Source organism: Microbacterium sp. LWH11-1.2 (assembly GCF_038397745.1).
In the GTDB taxonomy this organism is placed as follows: domain Bacteria; phylum Actinomycetota; class Actinomycetes; order Actinomycetales; family Microbacteriaceae; genus Microbacterium.
On the sequence record NZ_CP151636.1, the window covers coordinates 3,974,865 to 3,993,492 of the forward strand.

The following is an 18,628-nucleotide window of genomic DNA, read 5'->3' on the forward strand; positions in this document are numbered from 1 at the left end:
ATCGCCCCGCGCCACGGAGGTCGCAGCCGCGGCTCAGCTTCGCGTCGTGCGCCCGAGCTCGGCCCTCAGCAGACGATGCAGGTTCGCGCCGAGCACCGAGAAGATCTCCTCTTCGCCCCAGCCCCGCCGGAGCAGCGCCTCGGTGACGAGCGGGAGCCCCGTCGGCCCTTCGAGTCCCGGGATATAGCAGTCGACCGGCACGCCTTCGACCAGCTCCTCCACGCAGCAGGGGGCTGTCGTGTCTTCGAGGACCTCGCGGACGAAGTCCGGCCCCATGCCGACGTGGTCGATGCCCGCGATCGAGACGACATGCTCGAGGTGATCGACGACGGTGTCGAGCGTGTGGGTGTCGGCGTGCAGGTACGACGCGAAGAAGTTGACGCAGACGAGCCCGCCGCCTGCGGCGATCGCCGCGATCTGCGCGTCGGTGAGGTTGCGATGGTGATCGAACAGGGCTCGCGCCGACGAGTGCGACGCGATGACGGGGCGGGTCGCGAGTTCGAGCACGTGATCGACGCCGGCTGCCCCGAGGTGACTGACGTCGAAGATCATCCCGATCCGCTCCATCTCCGCGAAGGCCCGGATGCCGGGGCGCGTGAGCCTGCTCCCCGCGGCATCCTCGCCGCTGCCGTCCGCGAACGCACTGCGACCGAAGTGCGCGACGGAGCCCATGCGAACGCCCAGCCGGTGCACGGTCTCGAGCAGCTCGACGTCTTCGGCGATGCCCGGCATGCCCTCGAGTGCCAGCACGAGCGCGATGCGCCCCTCGGCGACCGCCCTGTCGATGTCGGCACCGGTGAGGCAGAGGGCCACGGCGTCGGCGTTCCCCTCCGCGAGGCGGTGCGCGGCCTCGATCATGCGGAGCGTTCGCCGCAGAGCGCCTTCGGGGCGATAGAACTCGTCGATGAAGACGGGAAGGATCTGCAGATCGACGCCGCCGGCCTGCAGCTGCGGAAGCCACTGCCTGCGGAAGAACGACGCCCACTCATCCGACGGCCGAGTCGCGACCGCGCACAGCAGATCGTTGTGCGCGTCGGCGACGAGGGCGCTGCGGTGGAGCGCGGCTGCTCGGTTATCGGTCATGCGCCCATCCTGCCGCCCTGGGACACCTGATCCGGGCATATCGCCCGAACGGCGCGAGAAGTAACGTGATCGTCACGCAGATCTCAGCGTGCGGAGGACTCTCTGGCCAGCAGGCTCTCCTTGACCGGGAGGCCCCAGGCGAAGCCGCCGAGGCTGCCGTCGGTGCGCAGCACGCGGTGGCACGGCACGAACAGCGCCGGTGCGTTCCGCGCGCAGATGGATGCCGCGGCGCGCACGGCACGTGGGTTGCCCAGTCGTGCTGCGAACGAGGTGTAGGTCAGGGGCTCTCCCGCGTCGATCGCACGCAGCTCAGCCCAGCCGGCGAGCTGCAGCGCCGTTCCGGTCTGCTTCACGGCGACCGCGTCGATCGCGGAGAGGTCCCCCGCATAGTAGGCGAGGGCCGCAGCGGCGGCATCCGTCTCTCCGTCGCGGATCGCCTCAGGGCGGGCGGAGGCTGCCAGCCGGCCGACGATCGCGTCGGCGTCGGCCGTCCAGCCGGACGAGAGCACGCGCTGCCGGTCGTCGACGAGGATCGTGAAGGGGCCGTCGGCGGTGTCGATGGTCTGGATGATCGCGGTCATGATGTCTCCTTCGAAGTGACGGTTCGGGTGATGCGGGCGGGGCGAATCGGTGCGGCTCGCCAGAGATGCGCGCTCAGGTAGCTGCGCCAGGGAGCGGCGCGCTCTGCCCAGGCCGTGAGCGCCTTGGGCTCGCCCGGGAGGCCGGAAGCCGCGGCACCGGCGCGCAGCGCCACGTCTCCGGGGAGCAGGATGTCGGGATCGCCGAGCACCCGCATCCGCACGTAGTCGGCGGTCCACGGACCGATACCCGGCATCGCGAGCAGCGCGGCGCGTTGCTCCGCTCCGTCGTCGCCGACGGTGAGGCGCAGGGACCCGTCTGCGAGGGCCGCGGCGGCTCCGGTGATCGCTCGGATTCGGGCGGCCGGCCCGCGCAGCACCTCGGTGCCGCGCTCGGCGATCGCCGCCATCGTCGGGAAGAGCAGACCGCTCTCCGTGCGCTCCCCCAGCGCCTCGGCGAGCCCGCTGAGCGCGGTGCGCGCCGCCACGACGGTGATCTGCTGTCCGATCATGGCGCGGATCAGCATCTCGTGCGGGTCGGCCGATCCGGGAACGCGGATGCCCGGTGTGCGCGCCACGAGCGGCGCGAGCTCAGGATGGGCGGAGAGAGCCTCCGCGACGGCGATCGGGTCGGCGTCGAGGTCGAAGATGCGGCGGACGGTCGCGACGAGAGGCGCGAGGTCGGAGAGCCGTGCGACGCGGGCGCGGAGGCGCAGGCGCTCGGCGGCATCTTGGCGCACCTCGAACCAGGCGGCACCTCCGCTCATGCGCAGGTGCCGGGAGAACGACGTCGGCGTCGCCTCCTCGACCCCCGGCAGCGCCCGCGCCGTCATCCAGTCGAAGATGCCGCTGGCATCGAGCGGGCCGCGGTACGGGAGCACGAGGTCGATCACGCCGGAGGCGACCTCGATGCCGGACGACCGTCGGCGCGCACGCAGCTCGCCGGGAGTGAGTCCGAACACCTCGCGGATCGTGTCGTTGCCCTGCCGGATGCTGGCGAAGCCGGCCGAGAATGCGACATCGGAGATCGACATGTCGGTTCCGACGAGGAGCATCCGCGCGGTGTGCGCCCGATGCGCCCTGGCCAGCGCGAGGGGACCCGCGCCCAGCTCGGCGCTGAGCAGTCGGGTGAGGTGACGCGAGGAGTACCCGAGCCGTGCAGCCAGCCCCGGCACGCCTTCGCGTTCGATCACGCCGTCGGCGATCAGACGCATCGCTCTGGCCGCCGTGTCGCCGCGGACGTTCCAGGCGGGAGAGCCGGGAGCCGCCTCCGGCAGGCAGCGCTTGCACGCACGGTAGCCGGCCTCGTGGGCGGCCGCGCTCGTCGGATAGAACGTGACGTTCTGCGGTTTCGGCGTGCGCGCGGGGCAGCTCGGCCGGCAGTAGATGCCGGTCGAGCGCACCGCCGTCACGAACTGCCCGTCGAAGCGCGTGTCGCGGGCGTTGATCGCCCGATAGCGTTCGTCGAAGTCGGTCAGGGGGAGGCTCATGCCCCCACTCTGTCACGACCCGCCGACATCGACTGGCGGGAATCGGACATCGCTGTGGACGCCCCGGATCAGTGGAAGAAGTGCCGCTCCCCGGTGAAGAACATCGTCACACCGGCCTTGCGAGCAGCATCGATGACCTCTTCGTCGCGCACCGACCCACCCGGCTGCACGATGGCCGTGACACCCGCGTCGATGAGCACCTGGGCGCCGTCCGCGAACGGGAAGAACGCGTCGGACGCCGCGACCGATCCGGCCGCGCGATCTCCCGCCCGCTCGACCGCGAGGCGGCACGAGTCGACGCGATTGACCTGGCCCATGCCGACGCCGACCGTGGCGTTGTCCTTCGCGAGCACGATCGCGTTGGATTTCACCGCGCGGCACGCCTTCCACGCGAAGATGAGGTTGACCATCTCGTCATCGCTCGGACGCTCACCGGAGACGAGCTCCCAGTTCTCGGCGACGGATCCGATGTCGTCGGGGAAGCGGTCGGCGTCCTGCAACAGCAGGCCACCGGAGACCAGACGCACGTCCATCCGCTCCTGCTGCCAGTCCTCCGGCAGCTGCAGCAGGCGGAGGTTCTTCTTCGCCTTGAACACCTCGAGCGCGGCCGGCTCGAACGAGGGCGCGACGATGACCTCGGTGAAGATGTCCTTCAGGTTCTCGGCCATCTTGAGGGTCACCGTGCCGTTGGCGGCGATCACGCCGCCGTACGCCGACACCGGGTCGCACTCGTGCGCGCGCAGGTGGGCGCTGGCGATGGGGTCGAGGGCGTTCGGCGCGGTGGTGGCGATCCCGCACGGGTTCGCGTGCTTGATGATCGCGACGGCCGGCTTCACCATGTCGTAGGCGGCACGCAGCGCGGCATCCGCGTCGACGTAGTTGTTGTACGACATCTCCTTGCCCTGGAGCTGCGTCGCCTGCGCGATGCCGTGGCCGCCGGCGCGCGTGTAGATCGCGGCGCGCTGGTGCGAGTTCTCGCCGTAGCGCAGCGTGGCGAGACGCTCGGCCTGGATCGTCAGGTGCACCGGCAGGTCGTCCGGCTCGCCGAGCGTTCCCTCGGCGAACCACTGCGCGACGGCGGTGTCGTAGGAGGCGGTGTGCGCGAACGCCCGGGCGGCGAGTTCGCGGCGCTGCGACAGCGAGGTGCCACCTTCGCCGATCGCCGCGACGACCGCGGGATAGGACTGGGGAGAGACGACGATCGCGACGTTGGCGTGGTTCTTCGCCGCGGCGCGCACCATCGCCGGCCCGCCGATGTCGATCTGCTCCACGACGTCGTCGCCGACGGCACCGGAGGCGACCGTCTCGACGAACGGGTAGAGGTTCACCACGACCAGCTCGAACGGGGCGATGTCGAGCTCCTGCAGCTGACGCTCGTGGTCCGCGAGGCGGAGGTCGGCGAGCAGACCGCCGTGGACCTTGGGGTGCAGCGTCTTCACGCGTCCGTCGAGCATCTCCGCAACGCCCGTGACGGCGGCGACGTCGGTCACGTCGAAGCCCGCATCGCGGATCGTCGCGGCCGTCGATCCGGTCGAGACGATCTCCACTCCGGCGGCGGCCAGCGCTTCGGCGAGCACGAGCAGATCGGTCTTGTCGCTCACCGAGACGAGCGCGCGCCGGATCGGCACGGTGTCGCGATCGCGGTAGAGCGAGGGGTCGTGGCGGGGGCCGGCCATGGTGGGCTCCTTCGTGCGTGAGGTGCGTCGGGTGGAAGCTGTCAGGGTGCGGGGGTCAGTGCGAGCTCGCCGGTGGCGATGGCGCGCACGACGTCGATGAGCAGTCGACGCTCGACGGGCTTGATGCGCTCGTGCAGGCTGTGCTCGGTGTCGCCGGGCAGGATCGGCACGCGTTCCTGCGCGAGGATCGGTCCGGTGTCCACACCGTCGTCGACCACGATCACGCTCGCACCGGTCTGCTCGACGCCGGCGGCCAGCGCGTCGCGAACGCCGTGGGCGCCCGGGAACTCCGGGAGGAACGCCGGGTGCGTGTTCAGCAGCCGCGGCGAGTACTCCGCGACCAGCGCCGGCGGCAGCAGGCGCATGAGCCCGCTGAGGACGACCAGATCCGGAGTCCAGACGGCGAGCTGTCGTCCGAGCTCTTCACCCCACGCCTCGCGACTGTCGTGCTCGTGCCACGGCACCGTGAAGCTGGGGATGCCGAACTCCTCGGCGTGCGCCAGCCCGTCGGCTTCGCGGTCGGCGCCGACCACGACGACCCTGGCGGGGAAATCGGGGTGACGAGCGGCCTCGAGGAGGGCGCGAAGGTTCGAGCCGGTGCCCGAGATGAGAACGGCGACCGTGAGCACGCGCCCAGTCTACCGGGGCGCGGGCAGTGCTCCCGCCTCGCATCCGCCGTCGTCCGAGGGCATCAGTCGAGACGGTCCGAGGGGTCGCGCTTCGGGATCGTGAACCCGCGGGGGTCGTCCAGCGGCGCCGTGTCGTCGAACGGGGAGGGGCCGGTGGTGCGTGCCGCGTCGGATGCCGGCGCCGGGTCGCCGTCCACGAGCGGCTCGGCCGACATCTCGGCCAGCCACCGATCGGTGCGCTCCTCCGCCAGCTCGTCGCGATGTCGCGGCGACAGCAGCAGGATCGCGGCCCCGAGGAGCACCTCGCCGCCCAGGGCGAGGGCGAACGGGAGCGGCGACGGCCCGACCTCTGCCAGTCGACCCGGTCCCATCGACCCCGAGGCGAGCACCGCGGCGAGCGCGGCGATCCCCGCGGTCACGGCGCCGATGCCGAGTGCGATGACCGTTCGCTGGGACATGCCGAGCGGCGTGCCCTCCCACACCAGGCGGGAGCGGACGGCCCAGCCGGCGAAGGCACCGGCGGCGATCGGCACGAGCACGATGATCAGCATCCAGATCGAGCTGTTCTCCGGGAGCAGGCCGAAGACCGGGATGCCGGGGACCACTCCCAGCTGCGTGCCCGCCGGCGACACCGCGGTCCCGGCGCCGACCGCGAAACCCGGTCCCGCGATCCAGGACGCCACCCACACGATCAGCGTCGGCAGGTAGACGAGCTGGCCGAGCGTCATGACCGTCAGCCCGAGCACGTCGACGCGGGCCGCCTGGAACAGGGCGACGACCTCCCCGCCGCGCAGCGCGATCATCACGGCGAGCGCCGTGGCCGCCGCGCCCGTCACGGCGACGATGACGATGGCCGTGCCGCGCACGATCGCGGCCGGGACCGCCGCCCAGTCCTCCCTGGCGTCGAGCGCGTCGTGGATGCGATCCAGCAGGCCCCCGTCGCCCTCCTCCCAGGCGACGCGGACTCCGCCGCACATCGCGCCGACGAGGTACACCGCAGGCGGGAGGAGGATCGCCAGGAACAAGGGGGTCTGCGCCGCCGCGAGCTCTGTGCTGAGCGCGACGCCGGTCGCGATGAGGGCGAAGACGGCCGAGCCGGAGAGCGCGCCGAGGAGCCAGGCGCCGGCGGTCGCGGCACGCTTGCCGGAGCGTGCGGCGAACAGCAGGGTGAACAGCAGGAATGCGAGCGGGGTGATCGATACGGCGAAGCTCGCGGCTTCGGTCGGGAGGCCGAGCGCGACGATGAGCTCGTCGGGGATCGTCACCGCGAGCGGCACTCCGTGACCGAACTCCCACAGGGTGCCGGTGAGCGGCCAGAGCGCACCCCAGTCGGCGGTGACGCCGAACGCCAGCGTCCAGAGCAGCGTCAGCGGCGCCAGGAGCACGGCGAGGCCGACCGCGGCGGCGATGGCGGCGTCGAAGGCGGCGAGGAGCGCGACGAGGAGGCGTTGCATATCGAATCGAGACTACGACGAGTTCCCGCTCACCTCCTGGGGGCGCGCGCTGGTCGGACGACACGATAGCGTCTTCTCCGGAGGTTCCCCCGATGACAACTGCCCCGTCCCCCGCCCACGCGCCCACTGAGCCCACGAGCGCTCTCGATCGCTACTTCGAGATCAGCAAGCGAGGATCCACGGTCGGCACCGAGATCCGCGGTGGCCTGGTGACGTTCGTCACGATGGCGTACATCGTGATCCTGAACCCGATCATCCTGTCGGGCAAACCCGATGTCGCGGGCGACATGCTCGCCTTCAACGCCGTGGGAGCTGCCACCGCCCTCACCGCCGGTGTGATGACGATCCTGTTCGGACTCGTCACGCGCCTGCCGTTCGGCTTCGCGGCAGGTCTCGGCATCAACGCCTTCGTGGCCTTCTCGGTGGTCGGCCAGGTCACCTGGCCCGAGGCGATGGCGCTCGTGATGATCAACGGCGTCATCATCGTGCTGCTCGCGGCCACCGGACTGCGGAAGGCGATCTTCGACGCGGTCCCCTTCCAGCTGAAGATCGCGATCACGGTCGGAATCGGCCTGTTCATCGCCTTCATCGGCTTCGTCAACTCCGGCTTCGTCACCGCGACGGGCGCCTCCTCTCCCCCGGTCGGCCTCGGCGTGAACGGCTCGGTGGCGACCGTGCCGAGCCTGCTCTTCGTGATCACGCTCCTGCTCACCGGCATCCTGGTGGCGCTGCGGATCAAGGGCGGCATGCTGATCGGACTCGTCGGCGGCACGGTGCTCGCCGTGATCGTCGAGGCGATCTGGCACATCGGCCCGCGCGGCTTCGACGACGAGGGGAATGTCGTCAACCCCGGCGGCTGGGGGCTGACCGTTCCCGCGCTGAACGGCTCGCCTGTGAGCGTTCCGGACCTCAGCCTGGTCGGCGCCGTCGACTTCACGTTCGACTTCGGCAAGGTCAGCGTCGTCGCGCTGGTCATGATCGTCTTCACACTGCTCTTCACGAACTTCTTCGACGCCATGGGCACCATGACTGGCCTGGCCAAGGAGGCGAACCTCGCCGATGACAACGGCGACTTCCCCCGCATCAAGTCCGCACTGATCGTCGAGGGTGTCGGCGCGATCGCCGGCGGCGCGACCTCGTCCTCCTCGAGCACCGTGTTCATCGAGTCGGGTGCGGGCATCGGCGAAGGGGCGCGCACCGGCCTCGCGAACGTCGTCACCGGCGTCGTCTTCCTGCTCGCGATGTTCCTGACGCCGCTCACGTCGATCGTGCCGACCGAGATCGCCGCTGCCGCGCTGATCATCGTGGGTGCGATGATGATGGCGCAGATCCGCCACATCGACTTCGGCGACTTCCGCGTGCTGCTGCCGGTCTTCCTCACCGTGTCGGTCATGCCGCTGACCTACTCGATCGCCAACGGCATCGGCGCGGGCTTCGTCAGCTGGGTGCTCATCCACGCGTTCTCCGGCAAGGCCAAGAGCATCAGCCCCCTGCTGTGGGTGGTCGGCGCGGGCTTCCTGATCTTCTTCGCGCGGGGCCCGATCGAGGCGCTGTTCGGCATCGGGATCTGATATCCCGATATGAAGGAGGGGGCGGATGCTGCGGCATCCGCCCCCTCCGTCTTACGCTCGTCGTCGTGACGGATCCCGGCGACGAACAGGAGTTCACGCTGCTGCATCGGATGAACACCTGGGGTCTGTCGAGCGATCGTCCGGGGAGTCTGAGCTGGGAGTACCGCGGGCAGGTCTGGCAGGCACGCCGCCCGGCCGACGGCGATCCTCCCTCGGAGGTCAGCGTCCGATGCCCCCAGTGCTACGAGACCCTCGCGCTCCGCGTCGAGTCGGTGCGAGCGATGCGTCGGCGGAAGACCATCCTCCGATGCGCAGCCCTGCTCCTCGCCCTCATCGGCGTACTCGCCATCGTCTCGTGCGCCGCCCAGGTCGGCGTGGCCGACGACAGCTCTCTCGCCGACGGCATCCGCTCGTCGGCGAGTGCCGGGGCAGCCATCAGCACGCTGCTCGTGATCGCGTCGCTCACGGCGGCGTGGACGCTGATCCTCACGGCCGCGAACCAGGTCGGAGTGCAGGGCCACGGCGCGGGAGCTCCGGCCTTCGCCCGGCATCGTGTGCAGCAGGGCCCGTCGTCACCGGCCCCGTAGCGATCCCGGCGGCTCTCTGGTAGACCGGAGGCACCTCCCGAGAAGGTGGATCCGATGTCCGCATCCGACGCGGCCGCAGGCGCCCGCTATGTCACCGACGGCGGTCTCGAGACCGACCTGATCTTCCACCATGGCGTCGAACTTCCCGACTTCGCCGCGTTCGTGCTGCTCGACGACGAGCGTGGCCGTGGCCTGCTGCGGGACTACTACCGCGGGTTCGCCGAGGTCGCGCGCGCGCACGGTGCCAGTCTGAGGCTCGAGTCCGCCACCTGGCGGGCGAGCGCGGACTGGGGTGCGCGACGGGGGTACGACGCGGCAGCCCTCCGCAGATCCAACGTCGCCGCGGTGGACCTGCTCCACGATGTCGCGGCGGACTTCCGCGATCTGCCCGAGGTCCGCCTCGTCGGGGTGATCGGTCCCCGCGGCGACGGCTACCGACCCGGCTCATGGGACGCCCGCAGCGGAGCCGACGACGCACTCGCCTACCACCGGGCGCAGGTGCGGGCGCTCAGCGATGCCGGAGTGCACGTCATCGCGGCGTACACGCTCACGGATCCCGCCGAGGCCATCGGCATCGTCCGCGCCGCACGCGAGGCCGGGATGCCGGTCGAGATCTCCTTCACCGTGGAGACCGACGGGCTTCTCGCCTCGGGACGCACTCTGGCGGAGACGATCGACCTCGTCGATGCGGCCGCCTCGCCGGACGGCTATCTGTTGAACTGCGCGCATCCGGAGCACCTCGACCGCGCGATCGATCCGACGGTCACCGCGCGGATCATCGGCATCCGTCCCAACGCGTCTCGTCTGTCGCACGCGGAACTCGACGAAGCCGAGCAGCTCGACGACGGCGATCCGGAGGAACTCGCCGCCCGCACCGTCGAGCTACTGCAGCGGATGCCGGCTGTGCGCGTGATCGGCGGATGCTGCGGCACCGACGTGCGCCATATCGCGGAGATGTGGCGTCGGCTCAGCGCGCACGAATCCGGCTGAGGCGACGAGGCTCCGTCGCCGAGCAGATCTCAGGCGAACGCGGCGGCGAACTCGGGTGCCGGCTCGATCGGCTCGATCACGTCGATGAGCACGCCGCCCGGCGCCTCGACGATGAAGTGCCGCTGGCCGAAGGCCTCGTCGCGCAGCGTGAGGCGTTCAGGGAGCTCGCGCTCCCCCACCAGCCGGGCATGCTCGGCGGTGGCATCGGCGACCTCGACGTTGAGCAGCAGTCCACGCACCGGCTCACGGAAACCGGCGGGGATCGTCTCATGCCGCCGGTCGAGGATCGCGAGCTCGCCGCCCTCGAAGCGCAGGCTCACGTACCAGTCGGTCTCGAAGGTCGTCTCGAAGCCGAGCTCGTCTCGATAGAAGGCCGCGGCTTCGGCGACGTCGTCGACCATCAGCACGGGGTAGAAGCTCGTGATGTGCATGCGGATCTCCTTTACATACTCTGTGTTTGTATCTTCGGGTCTAGAATACATACACACCGCACGTAAAGGAACCCTATGCCTCGAGCCTCCGCCGCCGACGCCGCCGCGACCGCCCGCCGGATCCTCGAGGTCGCCGGCGCCCACTTCGCCGAGCACGGCTACGCCGCAGCATCCGTCGACGAGATCGCTCGCGCAGCGCAGGTCACGCGCGGCGCCGTGTACCACCACTACACGTCGAAGCCGCTCCTCTTCGCGGCGGTGGCCTCCGCGCAGCAGGGGCTCGTCGCCGACGCGATCATGTCAGCCACGGCGGACAGCGCCCCGGATGCGGCGCTCCGCGACGGCAGCCACGCGTTCCTCGACGCGATCACGCGCGGCGCGGCCGCGCGCGTCCTGCTCGTCGACGGGCCTGCTGTGCTGAGCTGGGAGGACTGGCGACGGTTCGATGCCGAAGGCCCTGCCGTGACGTTGCACGAGGGTCTCGCCGACGCCGGGATCGCGCCGGCGCTGCGAGATGCACTGACGGCGGCACTCTCGGGAGCCATGAACGAGCTCGCGCTCTGGTTGTCGGAGCGGCCGGCGGATGCCGCGGCTCGCGCCCAGGCGCACGACGCGCTCGACCAGCTGCTGGACGCTGTGGTTCCGCAGACGTCCTGACCGCGGCCCAGGGCCCCAATTCTGCGGCCGACTCGAACTTCTGCGGCCTCCAGGGCGGCGGATGGCCGCAGAAGTCACGAATGGCCGCAGAAGTTGAAGCGCCCGGGCATGAAAGAAGGCCCCAGAGTGGAGTCCGGGGCCTTCAGATCAAGCGTAGCTCAGGTCAGAGACCTTCGACAATCGCACGCATCAGGTCAGCGGTCTCGGACGGCGTCTTGCCGACCTTGACGCCGGCGGCCTCGAGGGCCTCCTTCTTCGCCTGCGCGGTACCGGCCGAGCCCGAGACGATGGCGCCGGCGTGGCCCATGGTCTTGCCCTCGGGAGCGGTGAAGCCCGCGACGTAGCCGACGACCGGCTTGGTGACGTTCGCCTTGATGTAGTCGGCCGCACGCTCCTCGGCGTCGCCGCCGATCTCGCCGATCATCACGATCGCCTTGGTCTCGGGGTCTGCCTCGAACGCGGCGAGCGCGTCGATGTGCGTGGTGCCGATGACGGGGTCGCCGCCGATGCCGATGGCGGTCGAGAAGCCGAGGTCGCGCAGCTCGAACATCATCTGGTAGGTCAGGGTGCCCGACTTCGACACGAGGCCGATCGGTCCCTTGCCGGTGATGTTCGCCGGCGTGATGCCGACGAGCGCCTCACCGGGCGTGATGATGCCGGGGCAGTTCGGCCCGATGATGCGGGTCTTGTTGCCCTTGCTCTGGGCGTACGCCCACGCCTCGGCCGAGTCGCCGACGGGCACGCCCTCGGTGATGACGACCAGCAGCGGGATCTCGGCGTCGATGGCCTCGATCATGGCGTCCTTCGTGAAGGCGCCGGGGACGAAGGCGATCGACACGTCGGCGCCGGTCTCCTTCATGGCCTCGGCCACGGATGCGTAGACGGGGAGCTCGACGGCGTTGCCGTCCTTGTCGGTGTGCGCGACCGTGGTGCCGGCCTTGCGGGCGTTCACGCCGCCGACGACCTGGGTGCCGGCCTTCAGCATGAGTGCCGTGTGCTTGGTGCCCTCGCCGCCGGTGATGCCCTGGACGATGACCTTGGAGTCCTTGTTGAGGTAGATCGACATTTCTTCAGTCCTTGTGTCTCAGGCGTTGGCGAGCTCGGCGGCCTTGTCGGCGCCCTCGTCCATGGTGGCGGCCAGGGTGACGAGCGGGTGCGCGTACTCGGCGAGGATCGCGCGACCCTCGTCGACGCGGTTGCCGTCGAGACGCACGACGAGCGGCTTGGATGCCGTGGCACCCAGCGTCTCGAGGGCACCCTTGATGCCGTTGGCGACGGCGTCGCACGCCGTGATGCCACCGAAGACGTTGACGAACACGCTCTTGACCTGCGGGTCGCCGAGGATGACGTCGAGGCCTGCGGCCATGACCTCAGCCGAGGCGCCGCCGCCGATGTCGAGGAAGTTGGCGGGCTTCACGCCGTTGTGGTTCTCACCGGCGTAGGCGACCACGTCGAGCGTCGACATGACGAGTCCTGCGCCGTTGCCGATGATGCCGACCTCGCCGTCGAGCTTCACGTAGTTGAGACCGGACGCTTTGGCCTTGGCCTCGAGCGGGTCGGCGGCATCCTTGTCCTCGAGCGCCTCGTGCTCGGGGTGACGGATCTCGGAGGCGTTGTCGTCGAGCGTGACCTTGCCGTCGAGCGCGATGATGTCGCCCTCTTCGGTGCGGACCAGCGGGTTGACCTCGACGAGCGTCGCGTCCTCACCCTTGTAGACGTCGAAGAGCTTCACGAAGACGTCGGAGACCTTCTCGACGAGGTCCTCGGGGAAGTTCGCCGCGCGGGCGATCTCGACCGCCTTCTCCTTGTCGATGCCGGTGAGCGGGTTGACCTCGACGCGCGCGAGCGCCTCGGGACGCTCGACGGCGAGTTCCTCGATCTCCATGCCGCCCTCGACCGAGCAGAGGCTCAGGTAGGAGCGGTTGGCCCGGTCGAGCAGCACGGAGAAGTAGAACTCCTCGGCGATGCGTGCACCCTGGGCGACCATGACGCGCTTGACGACGTGGCCCTTGATGTCGAGGCCGAGGATGGCCTTCGCTGCCTCGTAGGCCTCGTCGGGGGTCTTGGCGACCTTGACGCCGCCCGCCTTTCCACGGCCGCCGGTCTTCACCTGAGCCTTGACGACGACCACGCCGCCGATCTTCTCGGCTGCCGCCCTCACCTCTTCAGGAGTGTCCGCGACGATGCCGGCGAGGACCGGCACTCCGTACTTCTCGAAAACGTCTCGTGCCTGGTACTCGTACAGATCCACTGTGGTTCCTTCACTGGGCTGCTGTCTGGTAATTCTCTCGATGTCGAGACATCGACCAGTCCCCCAGCCTACTACCTCCGCCCGAGAGCTCCCGCGGCGCACCCTGCCCGTATACCGGTCGGTTCCCGCGGATTGCACCCCCGATTGCGCTATCGCGCGGACGATCTAGGCTTTCGCTATGCGAGACTTCCCCGAACCGCGCGCCGCCGTCGTCGCCGCAGCCCTCGAGCTCTTCCAGGATCAGGGGTTCGACCAGACCTCCGTCGAGCAGATCGCCAAGGCGGCCGGAGTCTCGCGATCCACCTTCTTCCGGCAGTTCGGCGGCAAGGAGGACGTGGTCTTCGCCGACCACGAGGTGCTCCTGGAACGGCTCAGGGAGTTCCTCGCGGAAGGACATGACGACCCCTGGGGCGCCGTGTGCGCGGCATCCGAATCCGTCTTCGCCCACTTCGCGCACGATCCGGAGCTCGCACGACGCCGCTACCAGATCGTGCGGCAGGTGCCGGTGCTCCGCGAGCGCGAGATCATCACGGTCTTCCGCTACGAGCGACTGTTCGACGACTACCTGCGCGGCGCCCTCCCCGGCGTCGATCCCCTGGACGCCGTCGGCTTCGCCGCCCTCGTGACGGCCGTGCACAACCACGTCCTCCGCCAGCTGCTCCGCGGCAAGAAGAAGGTGCCGCTGTCGACGCTGCAGACGGCCCTCGCCGATGTCCGGCGGCGCTACGGCGTGGGAACGGATGCCACCGCCGGAGCTCCCGACGATGTCGTCGTCGCAGTGTTCCCGCGCTCGATGCCGATCGCCGAGATCACGCGACGATTGAAGTCGAAGCTCGACTAGCGACGGCTTCCACCGCCTCCTGGCACGCCGATCGAGATCCTGGGCGATGACTTTGTCGCCTCGCGCTAAGGTGAGCGCGCTATATATCGCGGGATCACGGGATACATGCACCTTCCGGGGTGACTCGTGGAAATATGGCCGAGGGTAGGAGGCCCTCATGATCGTCATCGTCGGTGTGGCACTCCTCGTTCTGGGGGCGGTCGTGGGCAAAGTCGGCCCGAAACTTGGCACCACCCTCGCGATCTGCCTCGTGTTGGGATGGTTCGGAGTGCTGGCGTGGTTCGGCTCGACAGGCAACCTGAGCGGCCCTGTGATACAAGATCTGGCGCTCTATCTCCTGATCGGTCTCACCGCTTTTCTTGTGGGCTCGAACCTGACGAGTAGATCCTCACGCTCGCGGAGAACGCACCAAGATCTGTGACGACGGAGATCTGATCCACCTCGAAGGGTGTCGCCAACCAGCAGTTGGCGACACCCTTCGCTCGTTGGCGAACCCTCAGGCTGAGATGCAGGAAGATGTTGATTCGTGGGACCGAGTATCGAGGAGTACGATACTTGGTGCCACGAAGGAGTGCCCATGAGCATCGAAGCCCCCCTCCCCGGCGAGCGTGTCTCGTCGTATGACATCACCGGCCGCCAGGACAGCGACTACTACGCCGTCTTCGCCGACATCCCCGCCGCCGACCGCGAGGCGTGGGACCGCGCAAAGGCCTACGTCGACGAGGTCGCTCCGCAGATGGCGGATGCCTGGGACCGCGCGGAGTACCCGCTCGACGCCGCCCGTCGCATGGGCGAGATGGACCTCGTCGTCGACGGCATCGACCACCCGTCGCTGACGCGCCTCTCCCCGCTGGCCGCAGGTCTCGTCAACATGGAGATCTCCCGCGGCGACGGCTCACTGGGCACGATCCTCGCCGTGCAGGGCGGCCTCGCGCTGCGCACTCTGGCGCTCTTCGGCTCCCCGGCCCAGCAGGAGAAGTGGCTGACCGCCCTCGCGGACGGCTCGGTCCTCGGATCCTTCGCGCTCACCGAGCCCGACCACGGATCGGACTCCGTCTCGCTGGAGACGGTCGCCCGGCGCGACGGCGACAGCTGGATCATCCGCGGCGCGAAGAAGTGGATCGGCAACGGCGCCTCCGGCGGGATCACTTTCGTGTGGGCCCGCGTCGACGATGAGGCGGCCGCCGAGCACGGCGCCGTGCGCTGCTTCCTCGTCGAGCAGGACACCCCCGGATACACCGGCACCGTCATCCGCGGCAAGGCGTCGCTGCGGGCGATCCACCAGGCGCACATCCGGCTCGACGACGTGCGCGTCCCCCTCGACGCGGTGCTTCCCGGCGCTGCGAGCTTCAAGGACGCATCGACCGTGCTGTACGCGACGCGCTCCGGCGTCGCGTGGTCGGCGCTCGGCCACGCCACCGCCTGCTACGAGGCGTCGCTGGCCTACGCCAAGGAGCGCGTGCAGTTCGGCAAGCCCCTCGCGAAGTTCCAGATGGTGCAGGAGCGCCTGACGCACATGCTCGAGGACCTCACGGCCATGCAGCTGTACTGCCGTCGCATGGCCGACCTCGAGAACGCCGGAGATCTGCGACCGACGCAGGCCTCGCTCGCGAAGTTCCACAACACGCGCGCGGCGCGCCGGGTGGCGTCGACCGCGCGCGATCTGTTGGGCGGCAACGGCATCCTGCTGGAGAACGGCGTGATGCAGCACATGGCCGACATCGAGGCCATCCACACCTACGAGGGCACCGAGAGCGTGCAGGCGCTGCTGCTCGGCCGCGACATCACCGGGATGAGCGCGTTCGCCTGATCCGCTGCCGGCCGCCAGCGATCCTGACGCATCATGCAGATGAGCCGGTCCCGCCCGTCCCAGCTCGGAACCCGCACGAATCCGCGGGATTCGTAGAGGCGCACGGCTGCGGCACGCCAGTCCCAGACCGACAGACGCACGGGGCCTTCGGCTGCGGCGACAGCGGCGTCGAGAAGAGCGGAGCCGATGCCGCGGCCACGAGCGGTGGGCGCCGCCCAGAGACGCTTGATCTCGGCCGCGCCGTCGAGCCGCGCCAGGACGACGACCCCCATCGTCACCTGGTCGACGTCGGCGAGGAGCACGGGGAAGCCGGCGTACGCGGCGGCAGGATCGTCGACCTCGGCGCGATATCGCTCAGGGAGCGCATCGCCGCCGTCGTGCCGCGGCGCGAGTCCCTCTCGGTGCTTCTCCGCCTCGGTCTGTCGGAGGTAGGCGCCGACGGCGGCGGACACGACGGCGGCATCCGGTCCGGAGAGATCCGCCGGACGGATCACGGGAGCGGAAGCATCCACTGCCATGCCCGGGCTCCGGGTCAGCTGCAGCCGCAGGCGCCGGCCGGCGTCTTGACCATGAAGCAGACGTCGCACACGCCGTAATCGCGATCGGCCACGGGCGTGGGCGCACGCTCGCCACGAGGAGCCGAGACGCGCGGCGTCGTCGTGCGCTTCGGCTTGGGCTGCGCGATCGGCATGAACTCGGTCGGGTGATTGACGTAGAAGTACGGCGCACGCCCCTCGCTCGGCTGCAGGCGCAGCGGAGCCGCGCCGATCACGAGGCGCTCGTCTTCGGTGAATCCGTTCGTGTAGGTGCGTCCGATGTGAAGGGAAGCCCCTTCACCACGACGGATCGCCTCGATGTAGCGACCGCGGTCGATGTACGAGCTGATGCCGATCGCCTCGACGATGGCCGTGATGAACGCGTAGTTGGAGATGTCGATGCGGTGCGCGCGCAGCGCTTCGTTGAGCGAACGGTATGGACGGGAGGTGCCTGCGGGGGTCGGCCCCTGTACTTCTTTCATCCTCTCCAGGATCGCACGTCTGAGCGCCGGCTTCGACCGCTTCTCTGCCGCTGCCGTGCAAGACTGGCGTGATGGCACGGGCGACGATCATCGGCGCAGGTCCCAACGGACTCGCGGCCGCCGTCGCGCTCGGACGCGCCGGCTACGACGTGCACGTGCTCGAAGCCTCCGACACGGTCGGCGGAGGCATCCGGACGCAGGAGTCCACGCTCCCGGGATTCCGGCACGACGTGTGCTCGGCCGTGCATCCCGCGGCCGTCTCGTCGCCGTTCTTCCGGGCATTCGGACTCGCCGAGCGCATCGAGTGGATCCATCCGGAGATCTCCTACGCCCACCCGCTCGACGGCGGACGCGCCGCGATCGCCTGGCACGACATCGAGCGCACGGCCGCAGGGCTGGGCGTCGACGGGCAGGCATGGCTCGCCCGTGTGCGGCCGTTGAGCACGCGCATCGAGGGTCTCGTCGACTTCACCGGCAATCAGCTGCTGCGCGTTCCGCGCGACCCGGTCACCGCCGCCCGCTATGCGATCAGGATGCTGGATCAGGGCACGCCCTTGGCCGGACGCGCATTCCTCGGCGATGCGGCCGCCGCCCTGATGTCGGGAGTCGTCGCGCATGCGAACTCTCCGCAGCCGACGCTCGCGGGCGCCGCCGCCGGGATGCTCCTCGCCGCGTTCGGCCACGCCGGCGGCTGGCCGTACCCGCGCGGCGGCGCGCAGCAGATCGCCGACGCGCTGATCGCCGACATCGAGTCCTACGGCGGGACCATCGAGTCAGGCGTCCCTGTCACCGACCTGCGGGGGCTCGACTGGGGCGATCCCGCGCGGGGCGATCTGCTGCTGCTCAGCACCTCGCCGCGCCTCGCCCTCACCCACGCCGATGTGCCCGCCGCCTACGCCAGGGCGATCTCGGCCTACCGCTACGGCGCGGCTGCGGCCAAGGTCGACTTCGCGCTCGACGGCCCGATCCCGTGGACGAACCCCGACGTCCGACAGGCGCCGACCGTGCACCTGGGCGGCACGCGCGCGGAGATCTGGGCCAGCGAGAACGCCGTCGCGGCCGGACGCGTCAGCGAGCGCCCGTATGTGCTCGCCGTGCAGCCCTCGGTGCTCGACCCCTCGCGCGCGCCGAAGGGCAGAGCAGTGCTGTGGGCGTACATCCACGTGCCGAACGGATCGGATCTCGACCCCACCGAGCTGATCACCGCGCAGGTCGAGCGCTTCGCACCCGGTTTCCGCGACCTGATCCTCGCGCATCACGCCGTGCCGGCATCCTCGCGCGAGGCGATCAATCCCGCGGAGATCGGCGGAGACATCTCGGGCGGTGTGTTCGACATCCGGCAGGCGCTGCGACGGCCGACGCTGTCCCCTGTGCCGTGGCGGACGCCGATGCGCGGGGTCTACCTGGCCTCGGCATCGACTCCTCCCGGTCCCGCGGTCAGCGGCATGGCCGGCTGGCACGCGGCGCGCACCGCCCTGCGCGATGCGGGGACGCCGACGGACCTCGGCGACCTGTTCGCCTGAGCCGGTCCCCCTTCCGCCGCACGACCCCCGCGGCCAGGA

General features: G+C 69.9%; 19 protein-coding genes. 8 read left to right on the forward strand and 11 right to left on the reverse strand.

Going from position 1 to position 18,628, the window contains the following annotated elements; all coding sequences use genetic code 11:
* Positions 1-33 precede the first annotated feature (33 nt).
* The 6 genes from MRBLWH11_RS19400 to MRBLWH11_RS19425 all read right to left on the reverse strand — a co-directional run bounded on the left by MRBLWH11_RS19400 (position 34) and on the right by MRBLWH11_RS19425 (position 6,910).
* On the reverse strand, positions 34-1,083 hold the full coding sequence (locus MRBLWH11_RS19400) for a membrane dipeptidase (RefSeq protein WP_341946030.1): 1,050 nt from the start codon (positions 1,081-1,083) through the stop codon (positions 34-36).
* Positions 1,084-1,166: 83 nt separating this feature from the next.
* Entirely contained in the window at positions 1,167-1,664 is a 498-nt protein-coding gene (locus MRBLWH11_RS19405) for a methylated-DNA--[protein]-cysteine S-methyltransferase (RefSeq protein WP_116634626.1), read from the reverse strand.
* Positions 1,661-3,151, reverse strand: coding sequence for an AlkA N-terminal domain-containing protein (locus tag MRBLWH11_RS19410; protein ID WP_341946031.1), 1,491 nt, complete (start codon positions 3,149-3,151; stop codon positions 1,661-1,663). Before MRBLWH11_RS19410 ends, MRBLWH11_RS19405 begins: the two co-directional genes overlap by 4 nt.
* Before the next feature lie 68 nt (positions 3,152-3,219).
* Positions 3,220-4,827, reverse strand: coding sequence for a bifunctional phosphoribosylaminoimidazolecarboxamide formyltransferase/IMP cyclohydrolase (purH, locus tag MRBLWH11_RS19415; protein WP_116634624.1), 1,608 nt, complete (start codon positions 4,825-4,827; stop codon positions 3,220-3,222).
* Between the two features lie 41 nt (positions 4,828-4,868).
* Positions 4,869-5,456 carry a phosphoribosylglycinamide formyltransferase gene (purN, locus tag MRBLWH11_RS19420; protein ID WP_341946032.1) on the reverse strand — a complete coding sequence of 196 codons (588 nt, stop codon included), beginning with the start codon at positions 5,454-5,456 and terminating at the stop codon, positions 4,869-4,871.
* 62 nt (positions 5,457-5,518) lie between these two features.
* Positions 5,519-6,910: a DUF6350 family protein gene (locus tag MRBLWH11_RS19425; RefSeq protein WP_341946033.1), complete on the reverse strand. Its 1,392-nt coding sequence runs from the start codon at positions 6,908-6,910 to the stop codon at positions 5,519-5,521.
* 92 nt (positions 6,911-7,002) lie between these two features.
* On the opposite strand from MRBLWH11_RS19425, the gene MRBLWH11_RS19430 reads away from it, so the two are divergent.
* The 3 genes from MRBLWH11_RS19430 (at position 7,003) to MRBLWH11_RS19440 (ending at position 10,058) form a co-directional block, all read left to right on the forward strand.
* Positions 7,003-8,481, forward strand: coding sequence for an NCS2 family permease (locus MRBLWH11_RS19430; RefSeq protein WP_341946034.1), 1,479 nt, complete (start codon positions 7,003-7,005; stop codon positions 8,479-8,481).
* A 65-nt stretch (positions 8,482-8,546) separates the two neighbouring features.
* On the forward strand, positions 8,547-9,068 hold the full coding sequence (locus tag MRBLWH11_RS19435; RefSeq protein WP_341946035.1) for a hypothetical protein: 522 nt from the start codon (positions 8,547-8,549) through the stop codon (positions 9,066-9,068).
* Positions 9,069-9,122: 54 nt separating this feature from the next.
* Entirely contained in the window at positions 9,123-10,058 is a 936-nt protein-coding gene (locus MRBLWH11_RS19440; protein WP_341946036.1) for a homocysteine S-methyltransferase family protein, read from the forward strand.
* A 29-nt stretch (positions 10,059-10,087) separates the two neighbouring features.
* Here MRBLWH11_RS19440 and MRBLWH11_RS19445 read toward each other — a convergent pair whose 3' ends face one another.
* Positions 10,088-10,489: a VOC family protein gene (locus MRBLWH11_RS19445; protein ID WP_341946037.1), complete on the reverse strand. Its 402-nt coding sequence runs from the start codon at positions 10,487-10,489 to the stop codon at positions 10,088-10,090.
* Between the two features lie 75 nt (positions 10,490-10,564).
* Here MRBLWH11_RS19445 and MRBLWH11_RS19450 point away from each other — a divergent pair, with 75 nt between their 5' ends.
* A complete protein-coding gene (locus MRBLWH11_RS19450; protein WP_341946038.1) occupies positions 10,565-11,146 on the forward strand; it encodes a TetR family transcriptional regulator in 582 nt (193 codons plus the stop codon).
* A 163-nt stretch (positions 11,147-11,309) separates the two neighbouring features.
* On the opposite strand, the gene sucD is transcribed toward MRBLWH11_RS19450, so the two are convergent.
* On the reverse strand, positions 11,310-12,212 hold the full coding sequence (sucD, locus tag MRBLWH11_RS19455) for a succinate--CoA ligase subunit alpha (protein ID WP_116634616.1): 903 nt from the start codon (positions 12,210-12,212) through the stop codon (positions 11,310-11,312).
* A gap of 18 nt (positions 12,213-12,230) precedes the next feature.
* A complete protein-coding gene (sucC, locus tag MRBLWH11_RS19460; protein WP_045252498.1) occupies positions 12,231-13,397 on the reverse strand; it encodes an ADP-forming succinate--CoA ligase subunit beta in 1,167 nt (388 codons plus the stop codon).
* A 178-nt stretch (positions 13,398-13,575) separates the two neighbouring features.
* Here sucC and MRBLWH11_RS19465 point away from each other — a divergent pair, with 178 nt between their 5' ends.
* The 3 genes from MRBLWH11_RS19465 to MRBLWH11_RS19475 all read left to right on the forward strand — a co-directional run bounded on the left by MRBLWH11_RS19465 (position 13,576) and on the right by MRBLWH11_RS19475 (position 16,048).
* Entirely contained in the window at positions 13,576-14,238 is a 663-nt protein-coding gene (locus MRBLWH11_RS19465; RefSeq protein WP_341946039.1) for a TetR family transcriptional regulator, read from the forward strand.
* Between the two features lie 157 nt (positions 14,239-14,395).
* A complete protein-coding gene (locus MRBLWH11_RS19470; RefSeq protein WP_341946040.1) occupies positions 14,396-14,659 on the forward strand; it encodes a hypothetical protein in 264 nt (87 codons plus the stop codon).
* Between the two features lie 156 nt (positions 14,660-14,815).
* Positions 14,816-16,048, forward strand: a complete 1,233-nt coding sequence (locus MRBLWH11_RS19475; protein WP_341946041.1) for an acyl-CoA dehydrogenase family protein — start codon at positions 14,816-14,818, stop codon at positions 16,046-16,048.
* On the opposite strand, the gene MRBLWH11_RS19480 is transcribed toward MRBLWH11_RS19475, so the two are convergent.
* Both MRBLWH11_RS19480 and MRBLWH11_RS19485 read right to left on the reverse strand, forming a co-directional pair.
* Positions 15,976-16,566, reverse strand: a complete 591-nt coding sequence (locus MRBLWH11_RS19480; protein WP_341946042.1) for a GNAT family N-acetyltransferase — start codon at positions 16,564-16,566, stop codon at positions 15,976-15,978. The two genes, MRBLWH11_RS19475 and MRBLWH11_RS19480, sit on opposite strands and share 73 nt — an antisense overlap.
* A gap of 14 nt (positions 16,567-16,580) precedes the next feature.
* Positions 16,581-17,066, reverse strand: a complete 486-nt coding sequence (locus MRBLWH11_RS19485; protein ID WP_116634612.1) for a hypothetical protein — start codon at positions 17,064-17,066, stop codon at positions 16,581-16,583.
* Between the two features lie 71 nt (positions 17,067-17,137).
* On the opposite strand from MRBLWH11_RS19485, the gene MRBLWH11_RS19490 reads away from it, so the two are divergent.
* Positions 17,138-18,589 carry an NAD(P)/FAD-dependent oxidoreductase gene (locus MRBLWH11_RS19490; protein ID WP_341946043.1) on the forward strand — a complete coding sequence of 484 codons (1,452 nt, stop codon included), beginning with the start codon at positions 17,138-17,140 and terminating at the stop codon, positions 18,587-18,589.
* Positions 18,590-18,628: the final 39 nt, after the last annotated feature.